This is a genomic window from Paenibacillus sp. RS8, assembly GCF_041956825.1.
In the GTDB taxonomy this organism is placed as follows: domain Bacteria; phylum Bacillota; class Bacilli; order Paenibacillales; family Paenibacillaceae; genus Paenibacillus_AQ.
The window spans coordinates 95548-120651 of sequence record NZ_CP168131.1; the positions used below are offsets into that span (position 1 = coordinate 95548).

Below are 25104 nucleotides of genomic sequence, written 5' to 3' on the forward strand. Positions count from 1 at the left end.
AATTGTCAACTCTGTTGCAGAGGAATGTTATGGAAATATTAACTATAATTATTTTTTTGAAAAAGTAGGTATATTAGCGTAATAGACTGCACTATCTAGATAAACCAAATGGACTAGACACCAAAAAACCTCATAGAGTATTGCTCTGCGGGGTGCAGTAGCTTTACTCCATGAGGTTTTTTGTAAATGTGATCTACACTAACTCTTCATTTAAATGCCTTTCCAACGTTCTCCGTACAGCTCCTGGGCCTTTGAGCATCTCATAGAAGTAACTTTCAATCTTGCTACCCAGACCGATTTCATATAAAGGTACACCAAAGATCTTCTGATTATCTAAAATCTCGTGCACATTAGAGTTCGAATCTCCCAAAGTCACTCCCTGCAGATGTGCTTGAAGTGACTCCATTAGAGGATCGGGACTTAGCTTAAATGAATTCCCTTCATCATCCACTCCGATCAAATAGCGGCACCATGCAGCAAGGGCTAATGGAATCGCCGTCAAGTCAGCTGGATTAAGATCTTCTCGTAGTACATAGGATTTGATCGTTTCCCCATAACGAATGCCCACCTTCTGCGACGTATCTGTCGCAATTCGCTGCGGGGTGTCCGGAATATATGGATTCGTGAGTCGCTCTTGCAGCACTTCATCCAAGAATTGCTGTGGTCCTAAAATGATAGGATCTACAACTACAGGCAATCCTTCCTTGTACCCAATCCTCTCGACTAATGAACGTAGGGTCTGATCCTGCATCTCATCGGAAATCTGCGTGTAGCCTAGTAGACAGCCAGTAACCGCTAAGGCAGTATGTAAGGGATTCAGACAGGTCGTAACCTTCATCGTTTCAACTCGGTTCACGGTCTCACGATCAGTGAATATAATGCCCGCTTCTTCTAATAAAGGTCGCCCATTCGTAAACTTATCCTCAATAACCAGATATTCACTAACTTCTGCGTTAACGAAAGGTGCGGTATGAGCGTTTCTCGAGGTAATAAGTATGTCCATACCGCCAATCCCTTGCTCCTGTAAGGCATTACGTACAGCCTCGGACGGACGAGGTGTGATTTTATCAATCATCGACAAAGGGAATGTTATCCGACTCTCGTCTTCGAGATACACTACGAATTCATCCTCCACAAGTCCTTTTACAGCCCATGCCTTGGCGATTGTAATCACGCTATTCTTCAGCATATCCCCGTTGTGTGAACAGTTATCCATACTAACAAAAGTCATCGGATACTGCCCTTTAAGATAACGACGGTAAGCAAGTGAAGCGATCACACTCATGCTGTGGGAAGGCTGCTCCGGCCCTTGCTCCATATCTTTTTTCACAATATCAAGGTACTTTCCATTAGCATCTGTTAAAGTGTAGCCTTTCTCTGTAATGGTGAAGCTGGCCATCTGCAGGCTCGGATTCTCAAAAATTTCAACCAGACGGCAGTAATCCTCCGCTCGATTTGTGTTCGCCATTACAGCCTCGGTAATGCTGCTGATGACCTTTTTCGTAAACTCGCCATTCGCATTCATTAATACGAGAAGTGTTAAATGATCATACGGTTTATAAATCTTGTCAATCAGCTCGTAGTCTGAGGAGGTAGCGGCGATAATACCTGTATCTGCTTTTCCAAGCTCCAACAGCTTCTGGTGAGCATTTGCAACAAATCCACGAAAAATATTACCCGCTCCAAAATGAACCCATTCCGGCCTAACACGTGTATTCTTCGCCACCTGCTCATAATCAAACTGAGGAAGCTCCACGTCAGCGTCCTTCCACGCCTCTGCACATGATTGAATACACTCTCTTGTCAGGAGCAGCATTCACTTCACCCCCGTCGTATTTTCTAGACTATCCCACACACCAAGTAAATACATGATCCCCATCGCTCTATCGTACAGCCCGTATCCTGGGCGGCAAGTCTTCTCTTCTCCCCATAAGTGACGACCATGATCTGGGCGCACATATCCCGTAAATCCGTTCTCATGATATGCTTTGACAACCTCTGCTACATCCACACTGCCATCCCGTCCACGATGAGAGACCTCAATAAAATCGCCGTTCTCAAAAACCTTAACATTTCGAATATGAGCAAAATGAATACGATTACAGAATTCCCGAATCATCGCTGGCAGATCATTCTTCGGATTCGTCCCGAGCGATCCTGTACAAAAGGTTAATCCATTATACGGACTATCTACTGCATCGAGTAAACGGCGAATCGTATCGCGGCTGCGGACGATGCGGGGCAAACCAAAGATCGGCCACGCGGGATCATCGGGATGGATCGCCATTTTGATATCCACTTCCTCACAGACCGGAATAATTCGCTTCAAAAAATAGATCAAATTCTCGAACAGCTTCTCTTCCGTTACATCTGCATAAGCGGCGAAAAGCTCATCAAGCTTCGCCAGACGCTCCGGCTCCCAGCCAGGCATCGTAAATTCGCCAGCCCCCTCCAGAATACGATTCACCATGTCGCGAGGGTTATCATTAACGGCTGCATTTTCATAAAAAAGAGCATTTGAGCCATCCGGCAATTCCTTGTACAGCTCCGTCCGAGTCCAGTCAAAGATCGGCATAAAGTTGTAACAGATCACTTTAGTACCGACCTTGGCTAACTTCCGGATGGTATCTATGTAAATATCGATATATTTATCACGCGTCGGGAGTCCAATTTTGATATCATCATGGACATTCACACTCTCTACTACGGCAGTGCTAAACCCTTTGCCCGTAATTTGATCCGCAACCTTTTGAATTTCATCCATTTCCCATACTTCGCCCGCTACCTTATGATGTAGTGACCAGACAATGCCCATTACCCCCGGAATTTGCCGGATATGATCAAGCGTAATGTTGTCATTGCCTTCTCCATACCATCTCCATGTCATGTTCATCTGGATAAAACCTCCTATAATTTCATATGTCGAGATCTTGTATACAAGAAATTATACTCAAATATTAGAGTTAAACATTGGATTTTGTCAATAACTTTAATACATCTAATAAAAACTTGTATACAAGTTAAAATGAATATATAATGAATCTTAATTACAAATTCAATGGCAATGGAGACGTAACTCATGTCCACCAAAAATGATATTTTGAACCTATTGAAGCGCGAAATCCTTAATCTAACGCTAAAGCCTGGAACCATTCTGAGTGAGACCGTGTTGTCCGAACGGTTTCAGATATCCAGAACACCATTGCGCGATGTACTTAAGCAGCTATCCCTCGAGTCCTATATTGATGTGTATCCGAAAAAAGGGAATCTTGTTTCGTACATTGATTTGGAATCGGTTGAGCAGATGATCTATTTAAGAAGTGTTTTGGAAAAAGATATTATCAAAGGTCTATCCGGCAGCCTTACTCTTAAAGGAATTATGGAACTTCAGAAGAATCTGGAAGAGCAAAAAAACGCCATCCATCAAGAACATGCATTTGAGCACTTTCTTGCCTTGGATGACGCCTTTCATAAGACGTTATTCTCTTTAGCAGGACATGAATTTTTGTGGGAACAAATTAAGTTCTCCCATGTGCATTATGAAAGATACCGCCGTCTGCATACTCTAAAGCAAGAAAAGCTGGAGAAAATTTTAAGGGAGCATCACATGATCCTGGATTGTATGACAAACCATGAAACGGATAAAGTGGATGCATTAGTCCAGCATCATTTGCGTGAAGATATGAACTCCTTATACTTGCTGGAGAATTTTGCGGATTATATCAAAACGTAATACACGCGTATTAACAGAGCCTACTTAATAACAAAAGGACCGCCTCATGCAGCCACGGTCCTTTTTTCATTTATCATTGTAGTTAAAATGACAAACTATCTTTCAAATCGGAACCACCCGAAATCGAACTGACTTCCAGGCAAGAAGATAAACGTTACTTTCTGCTCTCCTGTCACTTTCTCCAACTCAAATACTCGCTCTACATATCCATCTGATTGTGTAAATTCGATCAGTTGATGGTTAGACTCTTCACCCTCTTCGAAGCGAATATGAATGGTATTTTTATCGATCGGTGATCTTCCGCAAATAACAAGCCTTGAAGCACCTTCCGTGATAAAGTCCATCTGCTCGAACACAAGGGATACGTTATTCCCGATTCCTTCAACGCCCTGTTCAGCGATGGTAAATGTGTCACCGTAAATACGATCGCAATCTACAGCATGGTTCTGCTCGAACGCTCGATTCTTTTTCACAAATGAAAAGCCTTTAATATGCACCTTCTTCTGCAATACGAAACAAATAGAGCTGATGCCAGTGAGTCTCTTGGATAATCGATAGGTTGCCTCCTGATAAACATTCCATTGTGATTCCTTCTGATAAATAACGTCTGCCAAAAGTTCACTGTTCTCTTCGTCCGGCATGCCTTCCCAAATCTGGAGCTCGTAGGCTTCGTTAGACAATGCGAATAGGGGAATCGTTATCAAATCCGAGCCGTAAGGTCCAAAGTCAATCTCACGATAGGCAACCTGCGTCTCACCATCTCGACTCGTAGCTACGCCTCGTTCATTTCCGTTTCCGACTTCGCCTTTAAACTCGTCATATAATCCACCAGAAATGAATCCATACGGATCCTTAAAGGCCGTTCCCAGACCGCTCGCCGTAAATTCCAACTGTGAAATCAGCTTTGTCTTATCCGTACCGTTCTTACTCATACAGCGAACGCGGAAATTCCCATCTCCTAATGCCGTGATTTTGGCTTCTTTTCCAAACGATTCGATCCGGGCTAAATTAGACTCGATCCCAGCGTCATTTACAATGCTCCATGCCACTTCAGAATAAGAAGTATCTACAGGGTAGAGGTTTGCGCTAACGATCATTTCTCTTCTAGATTCATTGAACTGTTGCCCAGAATGACTTACAATCTCTATTTTCCGTAAAGGAATTTCTTCTTCATTCCCCAGCACACATGGCATATCTAAATTTCTTGTGTTTGCCGAAATACCTACTTTACGATCTGGCACAGGGAGTGATTGAAGCTGTAGCTTACTGCCTTCTACACCTCCCGAAGTAACCTCAACTGTAATCGTTCCAGCCTCTAAGCTGGCAGCCACAATCGCCATTAACTTGCCGCTAAACAAACGTCTACTCGTTCCTTTGTAAGGATCATAGTCCGTGCTATCTCCATTATCTAAACCGATTAACCGCCCTGCTCCGCTCACCTGGACTTGTACGCGATTGTTGGCATTCTCAACGGTATGACCCATCTCATCCTCCATCGTAATTTCGACGAAGATTAAATCTGTACCGTCCGCAAGAAGCGTATCCTTATCCGCCTTTAAGCAGATTCGACTCACATCACCAAACGATTCTCTGAAGTCTACTGCAATGATTTGGCCAGCTTCATCATAAGCGATGGCTTTAAGCTCGCCTGGTTCATAAGGAATCTTCCACCAGCCAGCTAACTGCGTCCCATGTTCATGGTCGATATCATAGGTCCCTACAGTCTCACCATTGAACTGCAATTCTATCTTCGGCGCATTCGAGCAGACTCGAACATCGATCATCTGGCCTGGATTAAAATCCCAATAGGTGAGAATATGCACCATCGGATTGCTCTTGTAATTCGTCCAAGCCGATTGATAGATATAATAAGAATCCTTCTTAAAGGTCGCTGTATCCATCTGCCCGAAGTACGAGTTCTTCGTATGATACGGTGTAGGTTCACCAATATAGTCAAAGCCGGTCCATATGAATTGACCTAATGAGAACGCCGCATCTCGCTCCGCAATAATACACGCTTCTGCTGACTTCGCTCCCCAGCTTGTAGAGCTATTGCCTAGCGCAGAGCATTGCTCATCGTCGTCAGCCAAGATGGATTGCTCGAATGGGAAGTGATATATTCCCCTACTCTGCACAATAGAGGCGGTCTCACTGCCATAGATGATCCAGTCAGGATGCTCTGCGTGATGCTGATGGTAATATTTTTCCGCATAATTGTAGCCTGCCACCTTTACGATGTCCGCACATTTCTGAGCATTCTCCCATGGCATATAGTTCGATCCAATGGTCACTTTTCCGTTGCCTCTTGGATCATAATGAAGAACGGCTTCCATCAGCATACTCGTTATTTCTTGGCCTCGTTCATCTGCATGTGTATCATAAATTTCATTGCCAATACTCCACATCAGCAAGCTTGGATGGTTACGATCTCGCATGACCCAGCTACACACATCTCTTAAGGCCCAGTCCTTGAAAAACCTTGCATAATCATATGAAGTCTTCGATCGTTCCCACATATCAAAGGCTTCCGAAACCACAAGCAGCCCCATTTCATCCGCTAAGTCCATAAGCTCTGCAGCAGGCATATTATGAGCGGTGCGTATCGCATTCACACCCATGTCCTTTAAGATCTTAAGTCTTCTTCGCAAGGCTGCTGTATTAAACGCCGAACCCAATGCTCCAAGATCATGATGCTCGCAAACTCCGTTAAGCTTAATTTTCAAACCATTAAGGAGCATTCCCTCTTGCGGATCCAGTACTATCGTTCGAAAGCCTATACGCTGTGTTACTACCTCAATGGTTCTCCACACTTCTTCAGAACCCTGATCAGATGCCATATATTGCAATTCCGTTTTCAGCTGATATAAATGCGGCTCATCCGTGCTCCATAATAAAGGCGTATCTACAGATAGCACCTGACTTACACGAGAGGGAGCTTGTGTTTGTTCTCCAGCTGAGAGCTTTTCTACACAGGTCTTTATCACTCGGTCCTGATGTAGAATGGTTTGCGAAAGCCGCATCTCTTCCGTGAAGTTCACATCGGTATCGACCTCCACTCGCCACTCGCTATCCTCTTGTACCGTATGAATATAAATCCCATCTGTCACGATGTGACTGGAATCTCTTGTCTTGAGCCATACATTCCGATAGATCCCCGCTCCTGAATACCATCTACTATTCGGACTCTGGTGCACGACCTTCACTAGAATTTCATTTTCCCCGTCTATGAGCAAATCTGTAATCTCGTATTCAAAGGAAGAATACCCGTATTTCCACTCTCCTACCCATTGATGATTCACATAAATCGCCGAGTCCATATAAATACCATCAAAGCATAACAATCTCTGCTTATCGTCCTTCTCCTTTATAAAACGCTTTCGATACCAGCCAATGCTATCCTCATACAAGTCTAAAGTATTATAAATCAACCAATCATGAGGGAGATCTACGGTATGAAAATCCAAGAATTCTCCATCCGTCACTTCTAAGGTGCTCTTAGCAAATTCCCAGCCTTCATTAAACAATCTTTTATGATTCAATATGTATCTTCCTTTCTTCTCGTAGGAGTATGAAACAAAGAGAGGGAACATTAGAAGGAGTGGCCCTACTGGACACACTCCTCCTAATGTTAATATTTAGTATATTTTGCGTTGAAGCCGGTCTGGGATACCGCTTTTTCGATAAAAATACGTATTGATGATATCTCTCCACTCGCGAGCATGCAGTGCCTGTTCATGCAGACGGTCTGCCACCTGCCCGTGTCTGCTATCGTCTATTTTCCCCTCAAGAGATTGCCACATCTCTTTCAGTTGATCTGCCTGTTCCACACCTTCAAAATGCGAATCATAAATATGCTCTATGACGGTTTTACCAGAATGAAGCGTATGCGTATACGGGACATGATGGAAGAACAGCAATAGCTCATCCGGACATGTAGTTACAGATTCATACAGATCTACATTCGCGCCTTGATACTGACCGACATATCCTGTACCTGTCTTCATTGTCCGGTCTACGCCAATGCCTTGTAGGTCCGCAAAATGATACGTTCCCCATTTCGAATACTCATATCCATCCACATTTGGACCGTAATGGTGATCCGGATTAACCATCCAACCTACCCCAAGCGGCGAAGTATAAGATTCATAGATATGCCAAGAGGTTAGCAAGATCTCACGAATAGTATCGATTAACTGCTCATCCTCTGCACTGAAAGTGAGCATTATCCATTCCTTCGCAATTTGCTCTGCACTTAATTCCGGATTCCAAGCGAGTCGACCGTAACCATACAGATTGGCCTGTGCTAACAAATGCCCTGTCCAGTTATGGTCATTGCCAATATTCGAAACAGCCGCGAAGCCGCTATATCTATTACCATACATGGATCCATCAACAACCCGCTTTACCGATGACTCCGAATCTGTTGCGTACGTATTAAAATCAAGAACTTCCTTCCATTGAGGGACGAGGTAGCAGACATGACGCTGTTGGCCTGTATATTCCTGCGTAATCTGAAATTCAATCATCATATTCGTGTGCTTCATAGCACCGAACAACGGAGATACGCCTTCTCGCACTTGGAAATCCATTGGACCATTCTTCACCTGTAAAATAACATTCTCCATGAATCGGACATCCAGCGGTTTAAAATGATCATATGCCGCACGTGCGCGATCGGTAGAACGATCCCGCCAATCCTGCTTGCAATTGTAGACGAAGCAGCGCCAGATGACGATTCCCCCGAAAGGCAATAAAGCTTCAGCTAGCATATTTGAACCCTCTGCATGATCACGATCATAAGTAAACGGACCTGGACGATTCTCTGAATCTGCTTTTACGAGGAAACCACCGAAGTCTGGAATCTCTTTATAGATTTCTATAGCCTTAGCCTTCCACCATTGGCGAACCTCAGGATCTAATGGGTCCGCAGTATTCAATCCCCCGAGTTCGATCGGACTAGCATAGTTAATACTTAGGAACAGCTTCACACCGTAGTTACGGAAGATATCTGCAACCCTCGCGATGTCTGGAAGATAGCGGTCCGTAATAAACATCGTCTCAAACCGATGTACATTGACATTGTTTATAGCAATCGCATTGATCCCTATCGAAGCGAGCATTCTCGCATAATCTTGCAAACGATCAAAGTCCTTAGTGATTTCGTTGCCCGCGTAGAATATCGACTTCCCTGCGTAACCACGTTCGATGCTTCCATCGATATTATCCCATTGATTCATCATGCGGAGCGTATTTACCGGATGATCCAACACGTCCAACGCTTCAATAGATTGACCCGTTCCAAGTAAGCGTAAGAATGCAAATACGCCGTACAGTAATCCAACAGGTGTTGCGGCACCGATTCCAATGCAATTCTTCTCCACATTTGTTCGAATGACATATCCTTCAAGCCCAACCTCTGTCCTCTCAGCTTCGCTGAAGGTATGCGTAAGAAGTGGATGATGACTGTCAAACGTACCGATTGCAATACAAGCTTGCTCAGCTATATCCTGAGACTGAGTAATGATAGCATCGATATTAAGCATTCCTTGTATGCCGCGTGTTAGTTCTTGCACAGCACTTTTGATCACTGGGTGTTCCTGATTGGAGGTCAAGATGTTATAACACCATGAAGCATAGCGCTCTCTTATGGCGCTCGATTGGATATTAGGATATTCGAGCCAAGCTTTATACCCTGCGTTATGTAATTCTGTTTTTTTCTTTGCCATAATTCGGTGTCCTCCATTAGTGTAAGACTTTTATGCCCAAATGTTGCTAGCTATGCAATGGTTCTCTTATACTTTTGTAAACGATAGATTAACCGCATCCCTACTATATAGGAGGAACACGAATGTGACGTACCATGCGCAGCAGGACTTACAACCGTTCCATCTCTATTTTGTATATAAAAGAACTAGTACAAATACAGATGACTATCAAGGAACATTCCATGCCCATCAAGGTGTTGAAATTCTTATTGTTCATGAAGGTAAAGGTACGCTGATTATTGATCAGAATAGTTATGAAATAAAACCAGGGATGATCTGTATTTTCCAGCCTTACCAACTGCATCATATTCAAATTGAAATTAATGAGGCGATTCCTTTCGTGCGTTCGATCGTGCATTATGAGCCTAGCCTATTTAAAGCTTATTTTGAGAAGTGGCCTATCCTGCAAAAGTTTTTTAATCATATTCATAGTGGCGATTTGGCCTCACCTCGATGGTATGAACAGCAGGACCTTCAATCCCTGACGGCTCTTCTGAAAGATCTGGATGAAGCGCTTCCAACTTTGCACAAAAATGATTTCCTTGAGGAGGTTTCGTTGTTTCTCATCACGTTCCTACATACTTTAAAGCCGTTATGGGATACACAGCATCAGACGACCTCCAGGGAACAACTGCTCCGCAAACCACATCAGGCAGAAAGTATCATGGAATGGCTGCAGTTGCATTACAAGGAACCTTTGCGGCTGGATCAAATGAGCAAGGATCTGCATCTTTCACCCCATCATTTATCCCACTTATTCAAAGAATGTACAGGCAGCAGTATCTCCAATTATTTAACGGTAAAAAGAATGCAAGAAGCGGTTCATCTTCTGACTTCAAGCGAATACACAGTCGCGCACATCGCCGAGGAAGTCGGAATCACGAATTGCTCTCATTTCTGCAAATTGTTCAAAACTCATTTCGGCACAACGCCTAATCGATTTCGGAAGCAATGGTATATCCATCATTAGGTTGTTGAATATTCCATCTGCCTCATTCCTAGTTAACATCATATCAAGCCGGTTCGTGAACAAGTATTCACATCTTGTGTAAAAATGCCGCTACTTTGCGATTTATACCTGATTTTAAGCAGCTTTCAGCCAAAAATTGAATACTTTACATTTACTGGATTCCGGAGCACAATAATGAGCGAGCGCTCACTCATTATCGTGTTGGAGAGCACTCTGTAACACCATTCAGTATCCCAGACTATTCAGAATCGAGGAGATGAATATGGGTCCGGAATTTCCAGTCATTTCAGTGAGCCGTGTCAGAAAAGCCTTTGGAGACAAACAGGTTCTCGAGGATATTTCGCTTCAAGTCGAACGTGCAGAAACCTTCGGTATACTAGGCCCATCTGGCTCCGGAAAAACAACGCTAGTGAAGCTGTTAACAGGTATCGACGTGGTGACCTCAGGCGAGGTAAAGGTGCTTGGTGTCACCATGCCTAAGCTATCCATCCTGCAGCAAATTGGATACATGGCTCAATCCGATGCCCTATATACGGAACTCAGCGCAAAAGAAAATCTGGAGTTCTTCGCTGCGCTATATGGACTTAAAGGTGCGGAGCGCGGCAAACGTATCAAAGCTGTTATGGAACTGGTGGATCTGCAAGAGCATCTGCGCAAAAGAGTAGATCAATACTCTGGCGGAATGAAGCGCCGCTTATCCCTGGCGATTGCGCTGCTCCATGAGCCTCCGCTGCTTATTCTTGATGAACCTACCGTTGGCATCGATCCTGTACTGCGTTTATCTATATGGAAAGAATTAAAAGCCCTGAACCAGAAAGGCACCACGATTGTACTCACTACGCATGTCATGGACGAAGCAGAGAAATGTGATCGCCTCGGAATGATCCGTGATGGCAAGCTGCTTGCCGCCGACACACCTGCCGGACTGCTTCAAGCCACTGGCTCAACTTCTATTGAAGAAGCCTTTCTATATTATGGGGGTGTCCGTTCATGAGAATCCGAGCGATCACCTTACGGATTTTGCGACAATTTATTCATGATAAAAGAACGATGGCCTTAATGTTCATCGCACCGCTCCTCGTTCTAAGCTTAATGAGCTTGGTATTTAACGGTGATGCCTATGAGCCAACAATCGGAATATCCGAAGTGCCATTAAGTATCTCAGCTGCGTTAAAAGAACAACAGGTCACAATCCAAGATTATGCCAGCGCAGAGTTAGGAAAAGACGCTCTAGTAGAAGGAAAGATTGACGCTTTGATCACTTTGGACGGAAAGGCCGGAGAATCACTAGGCATGCCCCAAGTGTTGTTAGAAGGCAGCAATCCAACGGCCAACAAGGCGGTAATTATGACGCTTCAACAGCTATCTCAGAAGCTTCTTCCTAGTACAGAGACACCATTACAATTACAGCCCCAGATCAGCTACCTATACGGTTCTGAGAATATGAAGACGATCGACCGCTTCGGTCCGATTATGATTGGTGTATTTGTTTTCTTTTTCGTATTCCTGATTGCCGGTGTTTCTTTCCTGCGAGAGCGGACTACAGGCACCCTTGAACGTTTGCTTTCCACTCCTTTAAAAAGATGGGAGATTGTACTCGGGTATGTATGTGGTTTCGGCATTTTCACCGTATTCCAAGCGCTGTTGATCTCATGGTTCTCCATTCAGATTCTTGGCATTATGATGACGGGAAGCTTTGGTTACGTAATGCTGATCACCTTACTCCTGTCGATGACAGCTTTGACACTGGGCACGTTACTATCTGCTTTTGCAGCTAACGAGCTACAGATGATTCAATTCATTCCACTCATTATCGTGCCACAAGTTTTCCTCAGCGGACTGTTCCCACTCGACACCCTACCACTGTGGCTACAGCGCATCGGCTACGCGACCCCGATTTATTATGGATCAGAAGCGCTTATGAACATCATGATCCGTGGCAAAGGATGGAACTCCATCGCTTTGGATGTCTATGTGCTGATCGGATTCTCACTATTGTTCATGATTCTGAATGTATTGGCGCTGCGCAAACACCGGAAAATGTAGCCTCACTAAGATCTTTCATCGGTTAAACGGAATGAACCAAGTTTGGAGGATAAATGTAATGAAGGAACACGATTCTGCGGATCAAAATATAGAAGAGCAGTGGATTGAAGAGCTGCTGGCCAGAAGTGAAGACGATAAACTGACACCGAAGCAGATTTCCATTTTGCATGCGGCGATTGAGGTGTTTTCCGAAAAAGGATACGCTGCTACAGCGACTAGTGTGATTGCTCAAAAGGCAGGCGTAGCAGAGGGAACGATTTTCCGATATTACAAAACCAAAAAAGATTTACTCCTGTCCATCGTAGCTCCCACCATGAGTCGTATGCTCGCCCCTTTTGTGCTACGAAATTTCAATGGGGTACTTGACGTACCCTTTGACAGTTTTGAAGAATTCCTGCGATCATTCATCAGTAATCGGTTGGAGTTTGCCCGCAAGAATTATAAAATTCTAAAGATCCTAATTCAGGAGATCCCTTTCCAGCCAAAGCTCAAAGAGCAATTCACGGAGAATATTCTGAGTAAAGTGCTGGAACGTTTCATCGAAATTGTTGAACATTTCAAGGCAAAAGGCGAAGTCATTGAATTACCTGCACCCGCTATTCTACGCTTCACTATTTCATCCGTTGTAGGGTATGTGATTAATCGCCTGCTTCTACAGCCAGAGAAGGACTGGAACGACGAAGAAGAGATTAACCTGACGATCCATTTTATTATGCATGGGATTGGTAGAGCCGCGGCTCCTATTTGATGCGCACGCCCGTTCTGTTATCATAAGAACTATATAATAATCGGACTTTTCGAAGAACAAGTTACGAGGAAGGAATTATGTTATGGGCTTTAGTGTAACAGAACGGGTAATTAAGCTGCTGTGCGGCAAGTCTATTTTTGAAAAAGGATTGGCTTATCACCAGTCTGGAAGCGTCGATATCCTTGATATTGAAGAACGAAATGAATCCATCCCAGATCTGCCCAGATCTCGTTATGAAGCGCTCGTTCAAGGGGGCATTGGCTACGAAGTCATGGTTGTCATTGATATCGATGGTGATGTATCGGCAGAGTGTACTTGTCCCGCTTACTCACATGGGGGGCCTTTCTGCAAACATATCGCTGCTGTATTGATCAGCATTGATGCCCTTGAGTCTACCGGAGAACAAGAGGAGCCTTCCGGGGCTTCCCGTCTTTCTTCTATAGAAGATACTGGGGTCTTAACCCCACGTATTGTTACGGATTCTACGCGAGACATAGGAGGAAATTCCAGAGATCAGCATCTGGTGAGCAGCCTGTTAGGCATGTTCAGCAACCATAAACCGCGTCCGAGTGGTACTGGAGCTTTTGTGGACAATAGAATCCCATTAAATGTAGAGTTCATCTGCAAGCCATTCACTTACAGCTACACCGCTACCATGCTGGGGATAGAAATAAAAGTCGGCTTGAAACGTCTATATGTCGTTCATAAAATAAGAGGTTTTCTGGAACGCATTCACCGTGGAGAAACCTTCGAGTTCTCTAAGCATTTCATCTATGATCCTGCCATTCACAGCTTTCGGAAGGAAGATAACATCGTTCTTCAGAAGCTGATTGAAATTGTCTTAAATGAAAAAATGTATCGTGACAACGTCACTAACTACTCTCCATATGGTGGTAACCTGGGAGGAGATCGCCTGCTGGCTGTCCCTCCTTTTTTCTGGGAGACGCTTCAGCCTGCGCTTTCAGAGGTTTCATCGGTTTATCTGCAACAAGGAGAGATACTACACGAAGGCATTCATATGTCTAATGAAGCACCGCCTCTTAGCTTTGCATTCGAGCAAGCCGAAGGCGAAGGATACCATCTGGATATTCAAGGACTGGAGCAGATCTCAGTTCTGGAAGACTATGGACTCGTGCTGTCTGAAGGGAAGCTGTTGAAGCTATCCCCTCAGGAATGCATGCGCCTATCTGAGATGAAGAAAATGCTGGAATCTTCCCGGCGAGATGGCATCGATATCGCACCTGAGCAAATGGAGCCTTTTATGGACAAGGTTATTCCTGGACTGAAAAAACTGGGCAACGTGCATATCGCCGACTCCATTGCTGATCGAATTGTACAACACAAGCTTACAGCGAGGCTTTATCTGGACCGTGTGAGAGATAGACTACTCGCAGGGTTAGAGTTTCAGTATGGTGACATCATTATCAATCCTTTAGACGAAAATGCCCATATTCGCGGTACGAACTTGATTCTTATTCGCGACGGCGAAGGAGAGGCCCGAATTCTGGAGCTAATGGGGCATGAATCCTTCGCCAAAACCGAAGGCGGGTATATTATGACGGATGAGGAAGGTGAGTACGATTTTTTGTACCATACGATTCCGTTGCTTGAGCCACTGCTAACGGTCTATGCGACCACCGCTGTCAAAGATAGATTGTTCACGGGGACCACGCCACCAAAGGTGAGCATTAGTTGGAATGAGAAAACCGACTGGCTTGATTTTAAATTCGACATGGGTGGTATTCCCGAATCTGAGATTGTGATGGTCTTGAAATCACTTCAGGATAAACGTAAATACTACCGCTTGCCCGAAGGGGCGTTGCTGCCGCTGGAAAGTGAGGAGCTTCAAGAAATCATCACCTTTATGAACGAAATGGGTATTCGGGAAGGTGAGATCAAAGGTGCCGCATTTTCTCTGCCGATTGTACGTGGTTTACATTTGACCTCCGCAGACGAGAAAAGTGACTCCGTTAAGCTTGGCAGATCTTTTAGGCGGCTACTGGCGAATATGCACAACCCTGAGAACCTTGATTTTCCTATACCAGAAAGTCTAGTTCCTGTGCTTCGGGATTATCAGCAGTATGGATTTCAGTGGCTGAAAACATTGGCCCATTACCGTTTTGGCGGTATTTTGGCGGATGATATGGGTCTTGGAAAAACGTTGCAGAGTATCGCTTTTCTGCTCTCTGAGCTTCCAAATATTCGTCAGAGTGGTCTGCCGGCTCTTATTGTCGCTCCGGCGTCTCTTACCTACAACTGGCTTAATGAACTCAAAAAATTCACGCCTGAAACCAAGGCTGTTATTGCAGATGGAAGTTTAACGGAACGCGGTCGAATTTTAAAAAATGCAGCAAAGGCTGATGTAATCATCACCTCTTACCCGCTGCTTCGCAGAGATGTACAGTTGTATGCTAAGAAGTCTTTTCATACCCTAATTCTCGATGAAGCGCAAACCATAAAGAACCATACAACGCAAACTGCCCAAGCTGTGATGGCTCTTCAGGCCCGGCATCGTTTTGCACTTACTGGGACTCCTGTGGAGAATGCGCTGGAAGATCTTTGGTCCATCTTCGGCACTGTATTCCCTGGGCTGTTTCCAGGCAAGAAGGCTTTCCACGATTTACCGCGAGATGTTATTGCTAAACGGGCACGTCCCTTTTTGCTGCGGCGCTTAAAGAGTGATGTGTTAAAGGAGCTTCCTGAGAAAATCGAGTCCCTTCAAGCCTGTGAGCTACTGCCTGAGCAGAAGAAGTTATATGTCGCTTATCTCGCCCGTTTGAAAAAAGAGGCGCTTAAGCATCTTACACAAGATAGCTTTGGCAATAATAATCGGATTAAAATCCTTGCGGGACTCACCCGTCTGCGCCAGCTGTGCTGCCACCCGGCTCTTTTTGTAGATGGGTATGAAGGAGGCTCCGCCAAGTTCGAGCAGCTTCTTGAAATCATCGAGGAATGCCGCAGCTCAGGTAAACGAATGCTAGTATTCTCCCAGTTCACAGAAATGCTTGGCCTAATTGGACGGGAGCTTGGATATCAAGGCATTCCATATTTTTATCTAGACGGTCAAACGCCTGTGTCACAGCGGGTAGATTTATGTAATAAGTTTAATGAAGGAGAGCGGGATATTTTCCTGATCTCTTTAAAGGCTGGCGGAACCGGACTCAATTTAACAGGGGCTGACACTGTAATCTTATACGATCTGTGGTGGAACCCTGCCGTCGAACAGCAAGCAGCGGATCGTGCACACCGAATCGGGCAGAAAAAAGTAGTGCAAGTCATTCGGCTCGTCACCCAAGGCACTGTGGAGGACAAGATGTATGAGCTACAACAGAAGAAAAGGAACTTGATCGATGAGGTAATTCAGCCAGGTCAGGAAGGGTTATCTACTCTGACAGAACAAGACATCCGAGAAATTCTGATGATCTAGGTGTAATGATGTTTGGAGAAAAAAAGGGATATCCTTCAGCCAAATGGCTTTTGGGATATCCCTTTTTCTGTAGTAAATACGTCATAATCATCATCAGATTATGCGATTGTAACTCCTGCACTAGCGTAGCCTGCAACGGTTGCTGCAACATCAAGGCCAGCCGTTACCGTTGAAGTAAAGACCAACAACAAGCGCTCTCCCACAGTTACAGGAATGCTCAAACCTGTGGTATTCCCACTGCTAATAGATCCAAGAGAAATTAATCCTGTAAGAGCAGGACTTAATGTAACTAAAGCCCCAGGTACTGCTGTGAAGGTATTGTTAGGTGTAGTAGATCTGTATAATTGAGCCGTGATTGTTACTGTAGAACCAACTAAACTAACGGAAGCTGTCGTACTGAAATAGGCTGCTAGAGAAGTAAGCGTTCCAGTTCGAGGAACTGAGAACGCAAAGTTCAGCAAGGTTCCAGCTGCTCCTGTAAGATCTATAGTGCCACCTGTAATAGCGATATTTGTTGCAGTGCTACCAAAACCAATCGCACTTGAAGTATTCAAAAGACCTCCCAATACTGTGGTCATAACAGCTGGCAGACCAGAAGCATATGGAATAATGGCTCCTGAACCCGTAGCTCCTGTTGCTCCTGTTACGCCTGCAATTCCGGTCGCTCCTGTTACGCCCGCGACTCCGGTTGCTCCTGTTACACCTGCGACTCCGGTCGCTCCTGTTACGCCTGCACTTCCGGTCGCTCCTGTTGCGCCTGCATTTCCTGTCGCTCCTGTTACGCCTGCGACTCCGGTTGCTCCTGTTGTGCCTGCACTTCCTGTCGCTCCTGTTACACCTGCGCTTCCGGTCGCTCCTGTTACACCTGCGACTCCTGTTGCTCCTGTTGCTCCTGCACTTCCGGTTGCTCCTGTTGCGCCTGCGCTTCCGGTTGCTCCTGTTGCGCCTGCATTTCCGGTTGCTCCTGTTGCGCCTGCATTTCCGGTCGCTCCTGTTGCGCCTGCATTTCCGGTTGCTCCTGTTGCGCCTGCATTTCCGGTTGCTCCTGTTGCGCCTGCATTTCCGGTCGCTCCCATTGCACCTGTATTTCCGGTCGCTCCCGTTGCACCTGTACTTCCCGTCGCCCCCGTATCTCCTGTGGCACCGGTTTCTCCGGTAGCTCCTGTATAACCTATATATTCACTATACAATTCAGAGTATACAAGCCGATGGGCAGTCACTAATTGGCCTGTGCTGCTTTTTCCCCAAACTGAGACTTGAATTGGATCGTCTATCTGAGCTGATGTTATGAATAAAAATTCGAATGAATCAAAATCTGCATAATAATCTTTCGTTAGCACTTGATTAGGACCCACAGTATGAAGTTCACTAACATATAGTGTTCTTGTACCGTTCATATAGTAGCCTTGAATTTGTATCATAGCCGCAGAAACATCACTCTGATTGACAAGCTTAATAGTAACCAGCTGGGTGGGTCTTCCTCCGCCTACCAGATTGTTTTCTATAGGTCCAGTAGATAAATAACTCAAGTTATCAACTCCTTTTATTTTTAAATAGATTGCCTACAAAAAGATTGTCCTACAAAAACTCTAAATAGTTGCGTTACTATAAACATTCCTCCGATCTACTCTAAATTCGCTAGCAATGAGCCTATTATATTTTTCAGTTGGAAATTTCCGGCTCTTAATAGTAATATTCTTATCTTGATTTAAGGTGTGGACATCCATCAAAAGCTACTACTATACATATTAAATACTTATAAAAACTCTGAAAATCTATCATCATTTAATTAGCTGTAGATCTTAGGAGCATTATTCTGTTCTCCCCATAACATGTCCCTTTAACAAAACAGAGGATAGCTCAGGAACCTTACTTACGCTCCAGAGTACCCCCTCTTTTTACCATCAAACTACGTGAATAAATTAAGTCAATTCATGAACAGACCAAACGATACCCGCTGTGTTAGCGCCGCCCAAATCCAAAGGAACCGTCAAGCCATTTGACACATAGAACAAACCAATAACATCACCTGCTGTCAGTGCAAATTCACCAGCCAACGTTACAGTCCCGCTTCCCAAAATAGCTCTCAAAGTTAGAATAAGCGCAACATTCACATCCAACACTGGAAATAATCCACTAACCAGATTTGTTGTTGTTGGAGAAGTTCTCTGAACTACGAAAGCTGGATTGATCGCACTGCCGAGACTAATTGAGATTGAGGCAGTTGTGGAATAGTTGATAGTAGCTTCAATTGAATATCTGCCGGTTGTCGGAATGGTATAATTGCCCCCAACTTCGTCGAAAGTCGGGCTATCATAAAATGGTGTTGTTACAGTCCAACCTGTTATTTGTGAGGAAGTGGAGACCGACAATGAAGATTTAAATGCCGAAAATCCCTCTTGTTGAATATTCGGACCCGTGACTCCTGTAGCTCCGGTAATACCTGTTACTCCAGTTACTCCTGTTGCACCTGTTGCTCCTGTTGTTCCTGTTGCTCCAGTCGCTCCAGTTACTCCGGTTGCTCCAGTCGCTCCAGTTACTCCATCTGCTCCTGTTGCTCCGGTAACTCCAGTTGCTCCTGTTGCTCCGGTAACTCCAGTTGCTCCTGTTGCTCCAGTCACTCCGGCTGCTCCCGTTGCTCCAGTTGCTCCGTCTGCTCCCGTTGCTCCCGTTGCTCCAGTCACTCCGTCCGCTCCTGTTGCACCAGTCACTCCGTTTGCTCCCGTTGCTCCTGTTGCTCCTGTTATTCCAGTTGCTCCCGTTGCTCCTGTTACTCCAGTCACCCCGTTTGCTCCCGTTGCTCCTGTTGCTCCTGTTGCTCCTGTTATTCCAGTTGCTCCAGTCACCCCGTCTGCTCCAGTCGCTCCAGTTACTCCTGTTGCTCCGGTAACTCCAGTTGCTCCCGTTGCTCCAGTCACTCCGTTTGCTCCCGTTGCTCCAGTCACTCCGTTTGCTCCCGTTGCTCCAGTTGCTCCTGTTATTCCAGTTGCTCCAGTCACCCCGTCTGCTCCGGTTACTCCGGCTGCTCCAGTCGCTCCAGTTACTCCTGTTGCTCCGGTAACTCCAGTTGCTCCTGTTGCACCTGTCACTCCGTCTGCTCCTGTCGCTCCAGTTACTCCAGCTGCTCCTGTTGCTCCGGTAACTCCAGTCGCTCCTGTTGCTCCATCTACTCCGGTTGCTCCATCTACTCCGGTTGCTCCAGTCGCTCCAGTTACTCCAACTGCTCCTGTTGCTCCTGTTGCACCAGTCACTCCAGTCGCTCCGTCTGCTCCTGTTGCTCCAGTCACCCCATCTGCTCCAGTCGCACCTGTCACTCCGTCTGCTCCCGTTGCACCTGTCACTCCGTCTGCTCCAGTCGCTCCTGTCACTCCGTCCGCACCTGTCACACCTGTCGCTCCCGTTGCACCTGTCACTCCGTCTGCTCCCGTTGCTCCTGTCACTCCGTCTGCTCCCGTTGCTCCTGTCACTCCGTCTGCTCCTGTTGCTCCTGTCACTCCGTCTGCTCCCGTTGCTCCAGTTGCTCCGTCTGCTCCCGTTGCTCCTGTTGCTCCAGTCACTCCGTCTGCTCCCGTTGCACCTGTCACTCCAGTCACTCCGTCTGCTCCTGTTGCTCCAGTCACTCCGTCTGCTCCCGCTGCTCCCGTTGCACCTGTCACTCCATCTGCTCCTGTTGCTCCAGTCGCTCCGTCTGCTCCCGTTGCACCTGTCACTCCGTCTGCTCCCGTTGCTCCCGTTGCTCCAGTGACCCCGTCTGCTCCATCAGCTCCTGTTGCACCTGTCACTCCGTCTGCTCCCGTTGCTCCCGTTGCTCCAGTGACCCCGTCTGCTCCCGTTGCTCCAGTCACTCCGTCTGCTCCCGTTGCTCCCGATGCACCTGTCACTCCGTCTGCTCCTGTTGCTCCAGTCACTCCGTCTGCTCCTGTCGCTCCTGTCACTCCGTCTGCTCCTGTCGCTCCTGTTACTCCGTCTGCTCCCGTTGCTCCAGTCGCTCCGGCTGCTCCCGTTGCTCCTGTTACTCCGTCTGCTCCCGTTGCTCCAGTCGCTCCGTCTGCTCCCGTTGCTCCAGTCACTCCGGCTGCTCCCGTTGCACCTGTCACTCCGTCTGCTCCAGTTGCTCCAGTCACTCCGTCCGCACCAGTCGCACCTGTCACACCTGTCACACCTGTCGCTCCTGTTGCTCCTGTTGCTCCTGTTGCTCCAGTCACTCCGTCTGCTCCTGTCGCTCCAGTTACTCCAGCTGCTCCTGTTGCTCCGGTAACTCCAGTCGCTCCTGTTGCTCCATCTACTCCGGTTGCTCCATCTACTCCGGTTGCTCCAGTCGCTCCAGTTACTCCAACTGCTCCTGTTGCTCCTGTTGCACCAGTCACTCCAGTCGCTCCGTCTGCTCCTGTTGCTCCAGTCACCCCATCTGCTCCAGTCGCACCTGTCACTCCGGCTGCTCCCGTTGCACCTGTCACTCCGTCTGCTCCAGTCGCTCCTGTCACTCCGTCCGCACCTGTCACACCTGTCGCTCCTGTTGCACCAGTCACTCCGTCTGCTCCAGTCGCTCCTGTTACTCCGTCTGCTCCCGTTGCTCCAGTCGCTCCGGCTGCTCCCGTTGCTCCTGTTACTCCGTCTGCTCCCGTTGCTCCAGTCGCTCCGTCTGCTCCCGTTGCTCCAGTCACTCCGGCTGCTCCCGTTGCTCCAGTCACTCCGTCTGCTCCCGTTGCACCTGTCACTCCGTCTGCTCCTGTTGCTCCAGTCACTCCGTTTGCTCCCGTTGCTCCAGTCACTCCGTCTGCTCCAGTCGCACCTGTTGCTCCGTCCGCTCCTGTTGCTCCAGTCACTCCGTCCGCACCTGTCACACCTGTCGCTCCTGTTGCTCCAGTCACTCCGTCTGCTCCAGTCGCTCCTGTCACTCCGTCTGCACCTGTCGCTCCAGTCGCTCCGTCTGTTCCCGTTGCTCCAGTCACTCCGTCTGCTCCCGTTGCTCCAGTCACTCCATCTGCTCCTGTTGCACCTGTCACTCCGTCTGCTCCCGTTGCTCCAGTTGCTCCGTCTGCTCCCGTTGCTCCAGTCACCCCGTCTGCTCCATCAGCTCCAGTCGCACCTGTTGCTCCAGTCACTCCGTCTGCTCCCGTTGCTCCAATCGCTCCGTCTGCTCCTGTTGCTCCAGTCACTCCGTCTGCTCCTGTTGCTCCAGTCACTCCGTCTGCTCCTGTTGCTCCAGTCACTCCGTCTGCTCCCGTTGCTCCAGTCGCTCCGTCCGCCCCTGTCGCTCCAGTTACTCCAACTGTTGCACCGAGTAATTCAGAATGAACAAGTCGGTGAGCAGTCACGATTTGACCTATACTATTTTTTCCCCATACTGAAATTTGAATAGGATCATCTACCAGGCTTAAAGTCGTAAATATAAATTCAAATCCATCAAAATCTGCATAATAATCTGATGATATTACTTGTTCAGGCATAACGTTAAAAAGTTCACTAACATATAAAGTTCTTGTCCCATCTATATAATATCCTTGGACGAGAACCGTAGAAGAAACAACATCGCTTTGGTTATCGATTTTGATCGTAACATGTTGAGTAGGTCGTATACCTCCCACCATGGTATTATCAATCGGCCCAGTAGATAAATAGCTCAATTTCTCAACACTCCTTTAGATTATTGCTGAATATTTTTCCCACGCTGCTATTCGATGAGGATCTACTAATTGCCCCGAAGCCTGTTTTCCCCAGACCGAAATCCCTACCTCTGCTTCAACCTCGTCTACTGTTGCAAACACAAATTCAAATACATCTAAATCAGCAAAATAGTTCCTAGTAAGAACTTGGTTAGGTGCGAGATTTAGCATTTCATTCACGTACATCGTTCTTGATCCATTTAATAAAAAGCCTTGAATGACAAAATTATATGGATTAAGAGAATCACGGTTAACTACTTTTACTGTTACGATTTGAGTCTGTCTGACCCCCAGAATTGAAGTATTATCTATAGGTCCAGTTGAATATAAAGCCATCTTTATTCACTCCTCTCTCCCACTGCAGTTTGAAAGATTACAAACTATAACACTAGTAACATGGTTCATAATTAATAGCTCTATATAGTAATATTCTGTATTTAAAATTAATGTGTGGACATTTATGCAAAGGAATTGCCATTCGAGTAATGACTACCTTCTATACTTTGAATTCGCAATCTACTAATCGAACAATCTAATACTCAAACATCTTCTAGATTTCACTGAGTAACACACCCTATTGCTTTTTTCGAAATATTCGTTATACTGATAAAAATTATTCAAGCATCGATGAGCGGGAGAGTAGTTAACGTGTTCTAGTCCTCAGCGAGCCGGGTAAGTGTAAGCCGGCACAGATCACCTAATGAAGCGCACCCGTGAGATGGACTTCTGAACCCAAGTAGGAAGCCCCGGCTAAAGACCGTTATCCTGTAAGGTGGCTAAACGTCTGTTTAGCAACGAGAGTGGTACCGCGAGCGCTTAAGCCCTCGTCTCTTTTGAGACGAGGGCTTTTTTGTATTTTCTAAGGAGGGTATAACATGTTAAAGCAAATCATCAAAAACAGCATTGAACAAAGTGTAAAAAAAGTGTTCCACAGCTTAGATATTTCCTACCCTAAGGATGTTGCTATTCTAATCGAACAGCCAGCGAATCTGGAGCATGGTGATTATTCCTGCAATATTGCTATGCAGCTAGCTAAAACCCTGCGCAAATCTCCTCTCGTCATAGCCGAATTAGTAAAAACAGAAATTAAACTACAAGAGAGTTACACAGGTCTTTTACAAAAAGTCGAAATAGCTGCTCCTGGTTTCATTAATTTGTATATCGATTGGCAGGTGTGGGCTAAACATTCCTTTGATCTACCTGACAGCACAGGGGAAAAGGTCATCATCGAGCACACTTCCATCAATCCCAATAAAGCTGCTCATGTAGGTCACCTGAGAAATGCTTGCATCGGCGATACACTAGTCAGAATAATGAAAAGAACCGGATATAATGTTGAGGTCCATAACTACGTTGATGATCTGGGCAACCAGCTGGCTGATACAGTTGTAGGTTTATTAAATGTACCTTTGGAAGGAGATCATCAACGCTTCGGTGATTATTGCTGGGATCTTTATGCCAAAGTGAACAAAGAATATGCACGGAATCCAGAGATGACACACAAGCGCACGGATATGCTGCATGCTCTTGAACAGGGTGACGGCAATGAGGCGTGGCTGGGCAACCTAGTCGCTGAACGTATCGTGAGAGAACATGTAGCGGAAATGAAGCGTTTTGGTATTCATTATGACCTGCTGGTATGGGAGAGTAATATTTTAAAAGAGGGATTCTGGACAGCCGCATCTGAGCGATTGAAGCAAACGGCAGTTTTTGTACAGGAGACTGAAGGTAAGCTTGCGGGATGCTGGGTGCTAAAGCAAGGGACAGACGTAAACAATGAAACGGATTCCGAGGATCATCAGATGGATAAGGTGCTTGTGCGTTCGAATGGTATTTTGACGTATACAGCCAAAGACATTGCTTATCATCTCTGGAAATTCGGTCTACTAACCAAGGATTTCACCTATAGTGAATTCTCATCCGGCTTATGGACCACAGGATTAACTGGAACCCAAGAGCCTTATGGACATGCAGACCGTGTCATTAACGTGATTGATTATAGACAGGAATATCCGCAACAAATGGTTAAGCAGGCTTTAAGCGCACTAGGTTATAACGATCAGGCAGAAAAGCTCCATCATGTAAGTTACGGTGTTGTTTCTCTTAGTCCGGCCTCAGCTGCTGAGCTGGGAATAAATATTTCAGAAGGAAAATCTTCTTATGCCATGTCCGGACGCCAAGGAATTGGCGTAAAGGTGAGCGATTTAGTGAAGCTTATGGAACAGAACATAGAACATTCGCGCTCCGATAAAGAGGGGCTTTCCAGCCACATCATTGCAGCTGCTGCCATTCGTTATTATCTGCTGCGGTTCAATCTGGGAACGGAAATCGTGTTTGATTTCAAACAAGCTACAGAAATATCCGGGAATACCGGGGTTTATCTGATGTACACCTATGCTCGTGCTAGCAGTGTTTTGAGCAAATCTACAATCCCATTCAGCACAGACGCCTCAGTACTTCAATTCCCTATCGAAATGGAAAAAGCAGAACTTGCTCTCCTGAGACAGCTTAGCCTCTGGCAGGAGACATTGTATTCTGCCAGTGTAGAATTGACGCCGAATATACTCTGTACCTACGCGCATACCTTAGCCACACTCTTCAATAACTTCTATTCTTTATGTCCGATTTTAAAAGGTGAGGCAGGAACCATTGCCTTTCGTCTCTGGCTCACTTCGAGATTTAAGGACACTTTAGGGGATGTACTTGAAGTGCTTGGGTTACCGACACCGAGCCGTATGTAGCACAAAAA

General features: G+C 46.0%; 14 protein-coding genes and 1 other annotated feature. Of the genes, 7 read left to right on the top strand and 7 right to left on the bottom strand.

From position 1 onward, the window contains the following. Positions 1-193: 193 nt before the first annotated feature. Both ACDZ28_RS01580 and uxuA read right to left on the bottom strand, forming a co-directional pair. On the bottom strand, positions 194-1816 hold the full coding sequence (locus tag ACDZ28_RS01580) for a mannitol dehydrogenase family protein (RefSeq protein WP_375103869.1): 1623 nt from the start codon (positions 1814-1816) through the stop codon (positions 194-196). Further along, complete coding sequence (uxuA, locus tag ACDZ28_RS01585; RefSeq protein WP_375103870.1) at positions 1817-2893, bottom strand: mannonate dehydratase; 1077 nt, start codon at positions 2891-2893, stop codon at positions 1817-1819. Positions 2894-3079: 186 nt separating this feature from the next. On the opposite strand from uxuA, the gene ACDZ28_RS01590 reads away from it, so the two are divergent. Continuing rightward, complete coding sequence (locus tag ACDZ28_RS01590; protein ID WP_375103871.1) at positions 3080-3733, top strand: GntR family transcriptional regulator; 654 nt, start codon at positions 3080-3082, stop codon at positions 3731-3733. A gap of 95 nt (positions 3734-3828) precedes the next feature. Here the strand turns inward: ACDZ28_RS01590 and ACDZ28_RS01595 are convergent, their stop codons facing one another. Continuing rightward, on the bottom strand, positions 3829-7272 hold the full coding sequence (locus ACDZ28_RS01595; protein ID WP_375103872.1) for a glycoside hydrolase family 2 TIM barrel-domain containing protein: 3444 nt from the start codon (positions 7270-7272) through the stop codon (positions 3829-3831). A 96-nt stretch (positions 7273-7368) separates the two neighbouring features. Beyond that, on the bottom strand, positions 7369-9459 hold the full coding sequence (locus ACDZ28_RS01600; RefSeq protein ID WP_375103873.1) for an alpha-glucuronidase family glycosyl hydrolase: 2091 nt from the start codon (positions 9457-9459) through the stop codon (positions 7369-7371). A 124-nt stretch (positions 9460-9583) separates the two neighbouring features. Between ACDZ28_RS01600 and ACDZ28_RS01605 the strand changes: the two genes are divergently transcribed. The 5 genes from ACDZ28_RS01605 to ACDZ28_RS01625 all read left to right on the top strand — a co-directional run bounded on the left by ACDZ28_RS01605 (position 9584) and on the right by ACDZ28_RS01625 (position 16689). Then, positions 9584-10468: an AraC family transcriptional regulator gene (locus ACDZ28_RS01605; protein WP_341114724.1), complete on the top strand. Its 885-nt coding sequence runs from the start codon at positions 9584-9586 to the stop codon at positions 10466-10468. 262 nt (positions 10469-10730) lie between these two features. Further along, positions 10731-11462, top strand: a complete 732-nt coding sequence (locus tag ACDZ28_RS01610) for an ABC transporter ATP-binding protein (RefSeq protein ID WP_375103874.1) — start codon at positions 10731-10733, stop codon at positions 11460-11462. After that, positions 11459-12514 (top strand): ABC transporter permease, encoded by a 1056-nt coding sequence (locus ACDZ28_RS01615; RefSeq protein ID WP_375103875.1) that lies wholly within the window; start codon positions 11459-11461, stop codon positions 12512-12514. Before ACDZ28_RS01610 ends, ACDZ28_RS01615 begins: the two co-directional genes overlap by 4 nt. Positions 12515-12572: 58 nt before the next feature. Next, positions 12573-13262, top strand: a complete 690-nt coding sequence (locus tag ACDZ28_RS01620) for a TetR/AcrR family transcriptional regulator (RefSeq protein ID WP_375103876.1) — start codon at positions 12573-12575, stop codon at positions 13260-13262. Positions 13263-13344: 82 nt separating this feature from the next. Further along, positions 13345-16689, top strand: coding sequence for an SNF2 helicase associated domain-containing protein (locus tag ACDZ28_RS01625; RefSeq protein ID WP_375103877.1), 3345 nt, complete (start codon positions 13345-13347; stop codon positions 16687-16689). A 98-nt stretch (positions 16690-16787) separates the two neighbouring features. Here the strand turns inward: ACDZ28_RS01625 and ACDZ28_RS01630 are convergent, their stop codons facing one another. The 3 genes from ACDZ28_RS01630 to ACDZ28_RS01640 all read right to left on the bottom strand — a co-directional run bounded on the left by ACDZ28_RS01630 (position 16788) and on the right by ACDZ28_RS01640 (position 22691). Continuing rightward, positions 16788-18218, bottom strand: coding sequence for an exosporium glycoprotein BclB-related protein (locus tag ACDZ28_RS01630; protein WP_375103878.1), 1431 nt, complete (start codon positions 18216-18218; stop codon positions 16788-16790). 393 nt (positions 18219-18611) lie between these two features. Next, entirely contained in the window at positions 18612-22316 is a 3705-nt protein-coding gene (locus ACDZ28_RS01635; protein ID WP_375103879.1) for a beta strand repeat-containing protein, read from the bottom strand. Between the two features lie 15 nt (positions 22317-22331). Further along, positions 22332-22691 (bottom strand): hypothetical protein, encoded by a 360-nt coding sequence (locus ACDZ28_RS01640; protein WP_076120765.1) that lies wholly within the window; start codon positions 22689-22691, stop codon positions 22332-22334. 282 nt (positions 22692-22973) lie between these two features. Beyond that, positions 22974-23190: a binding site (T-box leader), on the top strand. 40 nt (positions 23191-23230) lie between these two features. Here ACDZ28_RS01640 and ACDZ28_RS01645 point away from each other — a divergent pair. Continuing rightward, positions 23231-25096: an arginine--tRNA ligase gene (locus tag ACDZ28_RS01645; RefSeq protein WP_339287870.1), complete on the top strand. Its 1866-nt coding sequence runs from the start codon at positions 23231-23233 to the stop codon at positions 25094-25096. The last annotated feature ends 8 nt before the right edge of the window (positions 25097-25104 follow it).

Bases quoted from the DNA above. Each gene is read 5' to 3' on its own strand.
- ACDZ28_RS01580 (WP_375103869.1), bottom strand. From the start codon at position 1,816: ATGCTGCTCCTGACAAGAGAGTGTATTCAATCATGTGCAGAGGCGTGG.
- uxuA (WP_375103870.1), bottom strand. From the start codon at position 2,893: ATGAACATGACATGGAGATGGTATGGAGAAGGCAATGACAACATTACG.
- ACDZ28_RS01590 (WP_375103871.1), top strand. From the start codon at position 3,080: ATGTCCACCAAAAATGATATTTTGAACCTATTGAAGCGCGAAATCCTT.
- ACDZ28_RS01600 (WP_375103873.1), bottom strand. From the start codon at position 9,459: ATGGCAAAGAAAAAAACAGAATTACATAACGCAGGGTATAAAGCTTGG.
- ACDZ28_RS01610 (WP_375103874.1), top strand. From the start codon at position 10,731: ATGGGTCCGGAATTTCCAGTCATTTCAGTGAGCCGTGTCAGAAAAGCC.
- ACDZ28_RS01615 (WP_375103875.1), top strand. From the start codon at position 11,459: ATGAGAATCCGAGCGATCACCTTACGGATTTTGCGACAATTTATTCAT.
- ACDZ28_RS01620 (WP_375103876.1), top strand. From the start codon at position 12,573: ATGAAGGAACACGATTCTGCGGATCAAAATATAGAAGAGCAGTGGATT.
- ACDZ28_RS01625 (WP_375103877.1), top strand. From the start codon at position 13,345: ATGGGCTTTAGTGTAACAGAACGGGTAATTAAGCTGCTGTGCGGCAAG.
- ACDZ28_RS01640 (WP_076120765.1), bottom strand. From the start codon at position 22,691: ATGGCTTTATATTCAACTGGACCTATAGATAATACTTCAATTCTGGGG.
- ACDZ28_RS01645 (WP_339287870.1), top strand. From the start codon at position 23,231: ATGTTAAAGCAAATCATCAAAAACAGCATTGAACAAAGTGTAAAAAAA.